Genomic DNA, 12,149 nt, shown 5'->3' with positions numbered 1-12,149 from the left:
GACTTTAGGGATTTGGCGGAGGCTAGGCGATGCATAACAGCTGGCGAGTGCGGCAGGCGGCGCGAATCGTGCGCGAGGGGGGCGTCCTGGCCTACCCCACCGAGGCCGTCTGGGGCCTGGGCTGCGATCCCTGGGATCAGGCCGCGGTCTATCGCCTGCTGATGCTCAAGCGGCGGCCGATGGAAAAGGGTCTGATCCTTGTAGCCGACAACATCCGCCAGTTCGACTTCCTGCTCCACGATCTGCCGGAGGCCTCCCTGGCCAAGCTGGCCAGCACCTGGCCGGGGCCCAACACCTGGCTGGTGCCGCACCACAATCGCCTGCCCGGCTGGGTGACCGGCGCCCACGCCACCGTGGCGCTGCGGGTCTCCGAGCATCCGCTGGTGGGCGAACTCTGCGCCCTGACCGGTCCGCTGATCTCCACCTCGGCCAATCCCGCCGGTCGCCCGGCCGCGCGCACCCGGTTGCGGGTCCAGCAATACTTTCCCGATAACCTGGACGGCATCCTCATGGGCGAACTCGGTGGGCGCAAGAATCCCAGCGTGATTCGCGACCTGGTGACCGGCAAGGTCTTCCGGCCCTAGGTCAATCGAGCAGTTGGCGCAGCAACCGCGCTAGCGTATCGATCTGGAACGGCTTGGCCAGTGAGAGCTCGCCATTCGGCGTCGGCCGTTCGGCGTGACCGCTGACGAACAGCACCGGCAGCTCCGGCCAGCGCTCGCGCAGGCGCCCTGCCAGCTCGGCGCCGTCGAGATCCGGCAGGCCGAGATCGGTGATCAGCAGGTCACAGGGCAGATCGCCGTCGACCAGGGTGAGCGCCGCCGAGGCACTGGCGGCGGTGCGCACGCGATAGCCCAGCTCGGTGAGCATCTCGCGTAGCAGCAGCCGCACCGAGACATCGTCCTCCACCAGCAGCAGGCGTTCGCCCCGACTCTGGGCGATGGTCGCCTGGGGCGTGTCGCTCGCCGCCGGCCGCTCGGGCTGGGCACAGGGCAGCCAGAGGCTGACCCGGGTACCACAGCCCATTTCGCTCTCCAGGGTCACGTGGCCACCCGACTGCTTGATGAAGCCATAGAGCATCGACAGGCCCAGGCCGGTGCCCTGGCCAATGGGCTTGGTGGTGAAGAAGGGATCGAAGGCGCGGTCCACCACCTCGGCCGGCATGCCGCTGCCGGTGTCGGCGATGGTCAGGCGCACGTAATTACCCGGCGGCAGGTCATGCTCGGCGGCCAGGTCGGTGAGGTGATCGAGGGCGGTTTCCAGGGTCAGCTGGCCGCCCTCGGGCATGGCGTCGCGGGCGTTGATCACCAGATTCAGCAGGGCGTTCTCCAGCTGGTTGGTGTCGGTGCGTGCGGGTGGCAACTGCAGTGCGAGGCTGCTGCGCAGGCTGATGCGTTCGCCCAGGGTGCGCTGGAAGAGTTCTTCCAGGGACAGGATCAGGTCATTCACGTTGACCGGCCGCGGATCCAGCGTCTGCCGGCGCGCGAAGGCCAGCAGGCGATGGGTCAGGGCGGCGGCGCGGGTGGCGGATTGCTCGGCGGTGTCCAGATAGCGCTGCAGGTTGTCGTGGCGACCCTGGTCCAGACGCCGGCGCAACAATTCCAGGGAGCCGCTGATGCCGGTGAGCAGGTTGTTGAAGTCATGGGCGATGCCGCCGGTGAGATGGCCGATGGCTTCCATCTTCTGCGCCTGGCGCAATGCGGCCTCGGCGTTCTGCAGGGCCAGGGCGGCATCGTGTTCGACGGTGACGTCGCGGCCGAAGACATAGATGCGCCCGTCGTGATCGGCAGTGGCCTTCCACATCATGTGGCGCCAGTGACCATCGCGGGTGCGCAGGCGTCCAGGCAGATCGCTGAGCACCTCGCCGTGGCGCAGGGCGGCCAGGCGCGGAAACACCGGCGGATCGTCCGGGTGCTCCAGCGAGGTCGGCGGCTGATGACGCAATTCCTCGTCGTCCCAGCCCAGGGTACGGCCCCAGGCGGGATTGCGGCTGAGCCAGCGTTGCCCCTGGATGACGCCGAGCAGGTCGTCGGCCACCCGCCACATGCGGTCACGCTCGACGGTGCGCTCGTGGACCCGCTGTTCCAGCAGTTCGGCAAGCCGCCGCAGGCGGTGCTCGGCCATGCGGATCTCGCTGACGTCGGTGTGCACGCCCACCCATTCGCAGACTACGCCGTTCTCGCGCACCGGCAGGGCACGCACGCTGAAGGTACGCCACTGGCCGTCGCGACAGCGCAGGCGATGTTCGTCGTGGAAATCCACCTGCTGCTGCACCGCCAGGCGCCAGCGGCGCAGGGTGCGGGATGCGTCCTCGGGGTGCAGGGCATCGGCCCAGCCATCCTGCTGGTACTGGGCATAGCTCTGCCCGGTCAGGGTGCTCCAGGCGAGTTGTTCACCGAGCAGATGACCCTGGGCATTGCTGGTCCAGACCACCCCCTGCACCGCCTCCACGGCATTGCGGAAGCGCTGGTTGGACAGGTGCAGCGCAGCTTCGGCCTGCTTGCGCTGGGTGAGATCCACCACCACCAGGCTCACCGACAGCTCCTGGCCGAGTTCCGATTGCAGCGGCGAGCCATGCAGGCTGACCCAGACCACCGAGCCGTCGGGGCGCAGGAAGCGCTGGTCCAGCTTGAAGCTGTCGCCACGCTCGCGCAGGGTGTCGAGATGGCGCTCCAGGATGGCCCGGTCCTCGGGATGGGTCTGGGCCTGCAGGGTCTGCTCCAGCACCCCCACCTCGTTGCGATCGAGCAATTCGCAATAGCGGCGATTGGCGAGCAGGATGCGCCCGCGGGCGTCGGTCTGGCAGATGCCGACCGCCGCCTGGTTGATCAGGCTGGCCAGGCGCGCGCTGTGTTCGCGCAGGGCGGTTTCCGCATCTACCCGCTGCTGGACGTCATCGAACAGGGTGACCGAGGCGATCACCTCGCCAGTGGCGGAGCGGACCGGTGCGCTGGAGACCTCCAGCAGCCGGATGCTGCCGTCGGGTCGCCGATAGCGCATCAATTCGGGCGCCACCGCCTGGCCGCTGCGCAGCACCCGTACCGTGGGATAGTCGTCCACCGCATAGGGCTGGCCATTGGCGTGCAGGGCGCCGATGGCGCCATAGCGTTCGTCCAGCGTCTCGCCGGCCGGACGCTTGCCCAGCAGGATGTCGACGCGGTCGTTGAGCATCACCGCTTCTTCGCTGCCGGCCTCGGTGATGGAGATGCCCAGGGGCGCCTGCTGCAACACGCTGGCCAGCAGTCCCTGTTCCAGCGACAGCCGTCGCTCCAGGTGTCGCGCCTGGTCCTGGGTCTGCTGCCGAATCAGCAAGGCGCCCAGCAGCAGGGCCAGCTGATCGAGCAACAGCCGGGTGTCCGCCTCGACGGCACCGCCCAGTTGCAGATAGCCCAGGGGCTGGGTAGCGGGACCAAAGGGGATGAGCGACTGAGCCACCGGCGGATTGCCGGCCTCGGCCACGGACAGCAGCCGCGCCTGAGGATCGTCGGTGAGGTCCCGCAGGGCCTGGGTGGCACACAGCCGCAAGGCGGCCAGATCCGAGGTGCCGCTGAGGCGCCGTGACCATTCGCCGAGCGCCTGCAGGCGTTGCGGCAGCTCCCGCTCGGCGCTGCGCCGAGCGGCGAAACGGGCCCGGCTCGCCGGGGCCTGCCAGACGTGCAGCAACCAGCCCACGGCGACATCGGCCCGGCGCAGCGGCACCAGATGCAGGTCGAGGCGTACCAGGTGACCGTCGCGGTGGCGCAGGCCCTGGGTCTGGCAGCGTTCGAGGGCGGTCAGCCAGCCGTCGGCCGGTGGTTCCGGAAGCAGCAGGCCGACGATGGATTCACCGAGCCAGTCCTGCGCCGTCCAGCCCAGCAGCCGGGCGACGGCCGGACACCATTGCCCGATCCGCCCTTCGGCGGTCAGGGTGATCAGCGCCGTGTCCGTGGCGGTATCGAGCAGGCTGGCGAGGGGGCTGGAGATAGGCATGACGAGGGCAGCGATCCGGCCGATTCTTGAAAGAACGTCGAGGCCGTGACGACCTGACTGTCCGAGATAGACCGGCGTTTACCCCCGTCGTGCCGCCTGGCTGCGGGAAACTTAATGGCCGTCACGATTTCCCCGGCCAGGCGCACGGGCGCTTCGCCTCAGGGCAGCAGGATGGTCGAGCCGCTGGTCTCGCGACCCGACAGCGCCCGATGCGCCTCCTGCACCTCAGCCAGCGGATAGCGTCGGCCAATGTCCACCTGGATGCGGCCATCGGTGATCAGCTCGAACAGCTGATCGGCCATGTCCTGCAGGGCCTCAGGCGATGCGGCGTAGGTGGCCAGGGTCGGCCGGGTCACATAGAGCGAGCCCTTCTGCGAGAGGATCCCCAGGTTGACTCCGGTGACCGCGCCAGAGGCGTTGCCGAAGCTGACCATCAGCCCGCGCGGCGCCAGGCAGTCCAGCGACATCTCCCAGGTATCCTTGCCGACGCCGTCGTAGATCACCGGCACCTTGGCGCCATCAGTCAATTCGCGGACCCGCGCCGGAACGTCTTCCTGGCGGTAGTCGATCACTGCCCAGGCGCCCAGCGCCTTGGCCTTTTCCAGCTTTTCCGGCGAGCCAGCAGTGCCGATCAAGCGCACACCTAAGGCCTTGGCCCACTGGCAGGCCAGGGAGCCGACGCCCCCGGCCGCGGCGTGGAACAGCACGGTGTCGCCGGCTTGCAGCGGATAAGTCTGGCGCAGCAGGTACTGCACGGTCAGCCCCTTGAGCATGACCGCGGCGCCCTGTTCAAAAGAGATCGTCTCCGGCAGGTGCACCAGATGGCGCTCGGGCAGCACATGGACCCCGGCATAGGCGCCCAGCGGCCCGGTGGCATAGGCCACGCGGTCGCCGGCCTTGAAGCGGGTAACCGCGCTGCCGACCGCTTCCACCACCCCGGCGCCCTCGGTGCCCAGGCCCGAGGGCAGCGCCGGCGGCGGATAGAGGCCGCTGCGGTAGTAGGTCTCGATGAAGTTGAGGCCGATGGCATGGTTGCGCACCTGCACCTCGTCGGGGCCGGGCGCGGCGGGTTCGAAATCCACAAGTTCGAGTACTTCGGGACCACCGGTGCGGCTGAACTGGATGCGCTGGGCCATGCTTGCGTGTCTCCTGGTTGGAGCCCTTGGCCGGGCTCTCTTGGGGTGAGCCTTCATCCAAGCCGCAACCGCGGGCCACGTCAACCGGTCGGATACGGGTGTTATGCTCTCCGCCCTCCCCGCCTGTTGTGGAAATCCTTGCGATGAATCCCTCCCTGGAGGCCGTCAAGGCCTATCTGCTCGATCTGCAGGAGCGCATCTGCGCCGCTTTGGAAGCCGAGGATGGCAGCGCAGCTTTCGTCGAAGACGCCTGGACCCGGTCGACCGGCGGTGGTGGCCGCACCCGGGTGATCGCCGATGGCGCCCTGCTGGAAAAGGGCGGCGTGAATTTCTCCCATGTGCATGGCGACAGCCTGCCGCCCTCGGCCAGCGCCCATCGCCCGGAACTGGCCGGGCGCAGCTTCGAGGCCATGGGCGTCTCCCTGGTCATGCACCCGCGCAATCCGCATATTCCCACCGCCCATGCCAATGTGCGCTTCTTCCTGGCCGAAAAGCCTGGCGAGGCGCCGGTCTGGTGGTTCGGCGGCGGTCTCGACCTGACCCCCTACTACGGCAACGAGGCCGACTGCCTGCACTGGCACCAGGTCTGCCATGACGCCTGCGCGCCCTTCGGCGCCGACGTCTATCCGCGCTACAAGGCCTGGTGCGACCGCTATTTCCACCTCAAGCACCGTGGCGAGCCGCGCGGCATCGGCGGCCTGTTCTTCGATGACCTGAACGACTGGGACTTCGACACCTGCTTCGCCTTCCAGCGCGCCATCGGCGATGCCTTCGTCGATGCCTACCTGCCCATCGTCCAGCGCCGCCGCGACCACCCCTACGGCCAGGCCGAGCGAGAATTCCAGGCCTATCGCCGCGGCCGCTACGTGGAATTCAACCTGGTCTATGACCGCGGTACCCTGTTCGGCCTGCAATCCGGCGGGCGCACCGAGTCCATCCTCATGTCGCTGCCGCCCGAGGTGCGCTGGGGCTATGACTGGAAGCCCGCGCCCGGCTCGCCGGAAGCGCGCCTGACCGATTTCTTTCTCACCGACCGCGACTGGCTCGCGCTCGCCCCGACGCCCGCAGGATAGAGTCCATGGATCGCTACGCCGTCTTCGGCAATCCCATCGCCCACAGCAAGTCGCCGCTGATCCACAGCCTGTTCGCCGACCAGACCGGCCAGCGCCTGCACTACGGGACGCTGCTGGCGCCGCTGGACGGCTTCAGCGAAAGCGCCCGCAGCTTCTTCCAGAGCGGCCTGGGCGCCAATGTCACGGTGCCCTTCAAGGAAGAGGCCTACCAGCTGTGCGATGAACTCACCCCGCGGGCGCGGCGGGCCGGGGCGGTGAATACCCTCAAGCGCCAGGCCAACGGTCGCCTGCTCGGCGACAACACCGACGGCGCCGGGCTGGTCCGGGATCTCACGGTCAACGCCGGTCTGCAGCTGGCCGGCCAGCGCGTGCTGGTGCTGGGCGCCGGCGGCGCCGTACGCGGCGTGCTGGAGCCACTGCTGGCCTGCAATCCGGGGCAACTGGTGCTGGCCAATCGCACCGAACTCAAGGCAGTGCAACTGGCGCGGGAATTCGCCGAGCTGGGGATGATCGAGGTGGCGGCCTTCTCCACCCTGAGAGAGCCCTTCGACGTCATCATCAACGGCACCTCGGCCAGTCTCGGTGGTGGTCGTCCGCCCCTGTCGGAGGCGGTCATCGGCCCGCAGACGGTGACCTACGACATGATGTACGGCAAGGACTTCACCCCCTTCAATCGCTGGGCCCTGGACGAGGGTGCCTTCCATACCCTGGACGGCCTGGGCATGCTGGTGGAACAGGCCGCCGAGGCCTTCGAACTCTGGCGCGGCGTGCGCCCCGATAGCGCCCCGGTGCTGGCGGAGTTGCGCCGGCAGCTGGGGTAGTTCCGCGACGCCGTTGGGCTTCGCTGCGTTCAACCCAACCTACGGCCCTGGCGATCACTTGTAGGTTGGGTTGAGGCGGCGCCATCGCCGAAGCCCAACGGATAGCCATCAGCAAGCCAGCTGAGCACGGCGGACGCTGGGAGATACCGGCCACGCCTGGGCGACGCCAAAGCCGATTTCGACTACCAGGAACACGGCAAGCAAGGGACTGGCGCCCTGGTACAGCGCCCAGGCCTGCCAGAAGGCGAACAGGCCCCTGGCCACCGCATCGAGGCGTCCCAGCAGCAACGAAGGCCGGATCAGGCGCAGCACGGACCAGACGCACACCACGGAGCCGAGCAGATTGCCCAGCAGCAGGGCTTCCGGCGGGAACCCCGCCAGGGGCGCCAGGCCCAGCGCCTGGCCGAGGTCGTCGAGCTGCCGCAACAGCCAGGCGAGACTCCAGGGGGTGGCGAAGGGGGTGGTGACCAGCAGATCATAGAGGGCGCTGGCACGGACCAGTCTCAGATAGGGCGCAAGCTTCCACATGGACGGACTTCCTTGAATGAGAGGAAGGCCAGTGTCGACCCTGGAGCAAGGTCCAGGGTCAAGGAGAACGGATGCGGATCGGCACCCTCGCCCAGGCCACCGGCCTGAGTCGCGACACCCTGAGATTCTACGAGCGCCAGGGACTGCTCCAGGCGCGGCGGCGGCCCAATGGCTATCGCGACTATCCACCCGAAGCCGTGGAATGGCTGGGCTATATCCGCACCGCCCAGCGGTTGGGTTTCAGCCTGCAGGAAATCGCTGCCAACCTCGCGGACGTCGAGCGCGCCGTCGATCCGGATGCCTATCTGCAAGAACTGCTGCGCGACAAGCTCAGGGTCATCGAGGCGCGCATCGATGAATTGCAGGCGTTGCGTGGGGTGCTCCAGGCAAGGCTGGGGGAAGCCTGTCCGCTGCGGGGGTAGCAGATCGCGGCCGACGCGACTGTTTCTAGGGGCTGGGTTATAACAGTTGATCGCGATCGGGCCGGAGATGCGGGAGATGACCGCCCGCTCTGATAGCACCCTCTCCCCTTGGGAGAGGGTTGGGGTGAGGGCGAGCCCCCGCGCCACGAAGTCTCCTGTGGAAAAGGCTGCGCCGTTTTCCACGCTACGGCGCTAGGTCCGTGACGCTGTTGGGCTTCGCTGTGCTCAACCCAACCTACGGAGGCCGCGTAGGTTGGGTTTGGGCGGCTCCATCGCCGAAGCCCAACAGCGCCGGATGACAGGCCTTGGTGTCCTGGAGCGTTGTTTACGCCCCCTCCTCCCCATAGCCCTCGGCCAGATGCTGGTCCTTGAGCTTCACGTAGTTGCCGGCGCTGTAGGTGAAGAAGGCGCGTTCCTTGTCTTCCAGCGGGCGGATCTGCTTGACCGGGCGACCGACGTAGAGATGGCCGCCTTCCAGCCGCTTGCCCGGCGGGACCAGGCTGCCGGCGCCGATCACCACGTCATCCTCCACCACCGCGCCGTCCATGACGATGCTGCCCATGCCCACCAGCACCCGGTCGCCAATCGTGCAGCCGTGCAGGGTCACCTGGTGGCCGACGGTGACGTCGTTGCCGATCAGCAAGGGATAGCCGTCCGGATTGAAGGGGCCGGCGTGGGTGATGTGCAGCACGCTGCCGTCCTGGATGCTGGTGCGGGCGCCGATGCGGATGAGGTGCATGTCGCCGCGGATCACCGTCAGCGGCCAGATCGAGCTGTCTGCGCCGAGCTCGACCTCGCCGATCACCACGGCGGTGGCGTCGACGAAGGCGCGTTCGCCCAGTTGCGGGGTCTTACCCTGGAAGGTCCTTATGGTCACGATAGATACCTTTTCTCGTCGGAAGGGTCTTGAGACCTATTAGGATGGGCTCCATATATAACTGTCAAAGCCATCGCCCCGAGGGGAACGCCGTGAGCGCCAGCAATCCGCTGCTTCAGTCCTACGACCTGCCGCCCTTTTCCGCCATCAAGCCCGAGCACGTCGAGCCGGCCATCGACACCGTCCTGGCCGAGAACCGTGCCGCCCTGGCCAAGTTGCTGGAGACGCAGAAGGAACATCCCACCTGGGCCGGCCTGGTGCTGGCGATGGACGAGCTGAACGATCGGCTGGGCCAGGCCTGGAGCCCTATCGGCCACCTCAACGCCGTGTGCAACAGCGCCGAGCTGCGCGCCGCCTACGAGGCCTGCCTGCCCAAGCTGTCGGCCTATTCCACCGAGATCGGCCAGAACAAGGAGCTCTTCCAGGCCTACAGCCGCCTGGCCGAGAGCGAAGAAGCCAAGGGCTTCGACGTCGGTCAGAAGACCACCCTGGAACACGCCCTGCGCGATTTCCGCCTGTCCGGCATCGACCTGCCGCCGGCCGAGCAGCAGCGCTATGCCGCCATCCAGGCGCGCAAGTCCGAGCTGGGCAGCAAGTTTTCCAACCAGCTGCTCGACGCGACGCAAGCCTGGACCAAGCACCTCACCGACGAAGCCGCCCTGGCCGGCCTGCCCGAGTCGGCCAAGGCCCAGCTGCAGGCCGCCGCCCAGGCCAAGGAGCTGGACGGCTGGCTGGTGACCCTGGAATTCCCCAGCTACTACGCGGTGATGACCTACGCCGACGATCGCGCCCTGCGTGAAGAGGTCTATGCCGCCTACGCCACCCGCGCCTCCGAGCAGGGCCCCAACGCCGGTCAGTTCGACAACGGCCCGGTGATGGAGGAATTGCTCGACCTGCGCCAGGAGCTGGCCCGCCTGCTGGGCTACGCCAACTACGCCGAGCTGTCGCTGGCCACCAAGATGGCCGAGAGCAGCGATCAGGTGCTGGGCTTCCTGCGCGACCTCGCCGTGCGTTCTAAGCCCTTCGCCCAGCGCGACCTGGAAGAACTGCGCGCCTTCGCCGCCGAACAGGGCGTGCAGGATCTGCAGAGCTGGGACACCGGCTACTTCGCCGAGAAGCTGCGCCAGCAGCGCTATTCGCTGTCCCAGGAAGAGGTCCGTGCCTGGTTCCCGGTGGACAAGGTGCTCTCCGGCCTGTTCGCCACGGTGCAGAAGCTCTATGGCATCGAGATCGCCGAGTTGCGCGATTTCGAGAAATGGCACCCGGACGTGCGCCTGTTCGAGATCAAGGAAAACGGCACCTCCATCGGCCGCTTCTATTTCGATCTCTATGCCCGCGCCAACAAGCGCGGCGGTGCCTGGATGGACGGTGCCCGCGACAAGCGCCGCGATGCCGAAGGTCGGCTGATCGATCCAGTGGCCTACCTGGTGTGCAACTTCACCCCGGCCAGCCCCGGCAAGCCGGCGCTGCTCACCCATGACGAGGTGACCACCCTCTTCCATGAATTCGGCCACGGTCTGCACCACCTGCTGACCCGCGTCGAGCATGCCAGCGTTTCCGGCATCAACGGCGTGGCCTGGGATGCGGTGGAGCTGCCCAGCCAGTTCATGGAGAACTGGTGCTGGGAGCCCGAGGGCCTGGCGCTGATCTCCGGTCACTACGAGACCGGCGAGCCGCTGCCCCAGGAGCTGCTGGACAAGATGCTGGCGGCCAAGAACTTCCAGTCCGGCCTGATGATGCTGCGCCAGCTGGAATTCTCGCTGTTCGACTTCGAGCTGCACGCCAGCCACGGCGACGGCCGCAGCGTGCGCGAGGTACTGGAAGGCATCCGCGACGAGATCTCCGTGGTACGGCCGCCAGCCTACAATCGCTTCCCCAACAGCTTCGCGCACATCTTCGCCGGTGGTTATGCAGCGGGTTACTACAGCTACAAGTGGGCCGAGGTGCTGTCCGCCGATGCCTTCGCCAAGTTCGAGGAAGAAGGCGTCTTCAACCCCGAAACCGGCCGGGCCTTCCGTGAAGCCATCCTGGCCCGCGGCGGCTCCCAGGCGCCCATGGTGCTGTTCGTCGACTTCCGCGGTCGCGAGCCCAGCATCGACGCCCTGCTCCGCCATTCCGGGCTGAGCGAGGAGGCGGCGTGAGCGAGCCGATCCGCAAGAGGTTCATCGCCGGGGCGGTCTGCCCGGCGTGCCAGGCGCAGGACACCCTGAAGATGTGGACCCAGGAGGGCACGCCCCATCGCGAGTGCGTCTCCTGTGGGTACAGCGACACCTTGGACGAGCGCGGCAATTCGGTCCCCAAGGAATTGCCGACGCGGGTCAACATCAGTGCGCTCAAGCCCAAGAAGGCCGATCCCAAGGTGCAGGCTGTGCAGTTCTTTCCCAATCCCAAGCTGAAGAAGCCGGACTAGGGAAAGGCGACCTCCAGAAAAGCCGCGCCCGGTCATTCGGGTGCGGTTTTTTCGTTTCCAGGCTGGGGGAAATCCAGTCCGCACAGGGCTCGGGTGCAGGCGAAAATGGGCATCAGCGCAGGGGGGTCTCAGGCTTTATCCACAAAAAGCGGATTCGATAGTCAGCCGATCATCTTTTTAATTCATTGATAATAAAGGACTTTTATTCGGTCTCTGACGCGATTGGGAGATTTCTTCCGAAGTTATACCGATTTTATCCCTGATTTATCCACAGGCCATAAGTCCGCAAATGACCTGGGAGTCTTTTTCCGCGATCAGACTCCAAGGGGATAACCGACGCCATCGTCCCTCGCGAGGAAGCCCCCGATGCGTACCCTCCTCTCCGCTGCAGCCCTCTGCCTGATCGGCAACCTGGCCCTGGCCGCGCCTCAGGATCACGGGCCTGGTGGGCCCAAGGGTCCGCACGGACCGGGCTGGCAGGATCAGGGTGGCCCCCATGGCCAGGGACCGGGTCCTGAATCGCGCGGCCAGGGCCGCCCGGGTGCCGGACCGCCGGACCTGGGACCGGCGCGGGAGCGCATCCAGGCACTGCGCGGCCAGATCGGTCGCGGTGGCGACCTGCCGCCAGGACTGCGTCTGGAGCGCGGGCGTCCTTTGCCTCCCGGGTATGGCCGTCCCCTGCCCCCGGGCATCGCCCGCCAGTTGCCAGACTATCCAGGCTACGAATGGCGGCGCCTGGGTACCGACATGGTGCTGGTCGCCGTGGGCACCGGGCTCGTCTACGCCATCCTGCAGGGCGTGCTGGATTAACCTGACCAATTCTTTTACCAGCAGCCCTCGGACGGTGTCAGATTCACCGCAGGCTCTGGCACGGCCTCCTCGGGCCGGATGGCCCGACGTGGACCGCCAGTGC

The 12,149-nt window shown here is 67.2% G+C and carries 11 protein-coding genes; 7 read left to right on the top strand and 4 right to left on the bottom strand.

The genetic code is table 11. The features are described from left to right. Positions 1-29 precede the first annotated feature (29 nt). Entirely contained in the window at positions 30-584 is a 555-nt protein-coding gene (locus FHR73_RS14350; protein ID WP_133860240.1) for an L-threonylcarbamoyladenylate synthase, read from the top strand. A gap of 1 nt (position 585) precedes the next feature. On the opposite strand, the gene FHR73_RS14345 is transcribed toward FHR73_RS14350, so the two are convergent. Together FHR73_RS14345 and FHR73_RS14340 are read right to left on the bottom strand one after the other, a co-directional pair. Next, positions 586-3,969 carry a PAS domain S-box protein gene (locus tag FHR73_RS14345; RefSeq protein WP_183632154.1) on the bottom strand — a complete coding sequence of 1,128 codons (3,384 nt, stop codon included), beginning with the start codon at positions 3,967-3,969 and terminating at the stop codon, positions 586-588. Between the two features lie 158 nt (positions 3,970-4,127). After that, positions 4,128-5,105 (bottom strand): NADPH:quinone reductase, encoded by a 978-nt coding sequence (locus tag FHR73_RS14340; protein ID WP_183632152.1) that lies wholly within the window; start codon positions 5,103-5,105, stop codon positions 4,128-4,130. A 143-nt stretch (positions 5,106-5,248) separates the two neighbouring features. Between FHR73_RS14340 and hemF the strand changes: the two genes are divergently transcribed. Continuing rightward, a complete protein-coding gene (gene hemF / locus FHR73_RS14335; RefSeq protein ID WP_183632150.1) occupies positions 5,249-6,178 on the top strand; it encodes an oxygen-dependent coproporphyrinogen oxidase in 930 nt (309 codons plus the stop codon). A 5-nt stretch (positions 6,179-6,183) separates the two neighbouring features. Continuing rightward, a complete protein-coding gene (aroE, locus tag FHR73_RS14330) occupies positions 6,184-6,999 on the top strand; it encodes a shikimate dehydrogenase (RefSeq protein WP_183632148.1) in 816 nt (271 codons plus the stop codon). A gap of 108 nt (positions 7,000-7,107) precedes the next feature. On the opposite strand, the gene FHR73_RS14325 is transcribed toward aroE, so the two are convergent. Further along, a complete protein-coding gene (locus FHR73_RS14325) occupies positions 7,108-7,527 on the bottom strand; it encodes a hypothetical protein (RefSeq protein ID WP_183632146.1) in 420 nt (139 codons plus the stop codon). A gap of 71 nt (positions 7,528-7,598) precedes the next feature. Here FHR73_RS14325 and FHR73_RS14320 point away from each other — a divergent pair, with 71 nt between their 5' ends. Next, positions 7,599-7,949 (top strand): MerR family transcriptional regulator, encoded by a 351-nt coding sequence (locus FHR73_RS14320; RefSeq protein WP_183632144.1) that lies wholly within the window; start codon positions 7,599-7,601, stop codon positions 7,947-7,949. 325 nt (positions 7,950-8,274) lie between these two features. On the opposite strand, the gene FHR73_RS14315 is transcribed toward FHR73_RS14320, so the two are convergent. After that, on the bottom strand, positions 8,275-8,826 hold the full coding sequence (locus FHR73_RS14315) for a gamma carbonic anhydrase family protein (RefSeq protein ID WP_183632142.1): 552 nt from the start codon (positions 8,824-8,826) through the stop codon (positions 8,275-8,277). 44 nt (positions 8,827-8,870) lie between these two features. Between FHR73_RS14315 and prlC the strand changes: the two genes are divergently transcribed. The 3 genes from prlC to FHR73_RS14300 all read left to right on the top strand — a co-directional run bounded on the left by prlC (position 8,871) and on the right by FHR73_RS14300 (position 12,046). After that, complete coding sequence (gene prlC, locus FHR73_RS14310) at positions 8,871-10,967, top strand: oligopeptidase A (protein ID WP_183632140.1); 2,097 nt, start codon at positions 8,871-8,873, stop codon at positions 10,965-10,967. Continuing rightward, positions 10,964-11,236 carry a YheV family putative zinc ribbon protein gene (locus FHR73_RS14305; protein ID WP_183632138.1) on the top strand — a complete coding sequence of 91 codons (273 nt, stop codon included), beginning with the start codon at positions 10,964-10,966 and terminating at the stop codon, positions 11,234-11,236. The genes prlC and FHR73_RS14305 overlap by 4 nt, the downstream gene beginning before the upstream one ends. A 366-nt stretch (positions 11,237-11,602) precedes the next feature. Beyond that, entirely contained in the window at positions 11,603-12,046 is a 444-nt protein-coding gene (locus FHR73_RS14300; RefSeq protein ID WP_183632136.1) for an anti-virulence regulator CigR family protein, read from the top strand. The last annotated feature ends 103 nt before the right edge of the window (positions 12,047-12,149 follow it).

It is taken from the genome of Pseudomonas sp. AS2.8, assembly GCF_014190935.1.
Lineage (GTDB): Bacteria > Pseudomonadota > Gammaproteobacteria > Pseudomonadales > Pseudomonadaceae > Chryseomonas.
Note: the sequence above shows the minus strand (reverse complement) of the source record. Positions and strands in the feature narration are given on the sequence as shown.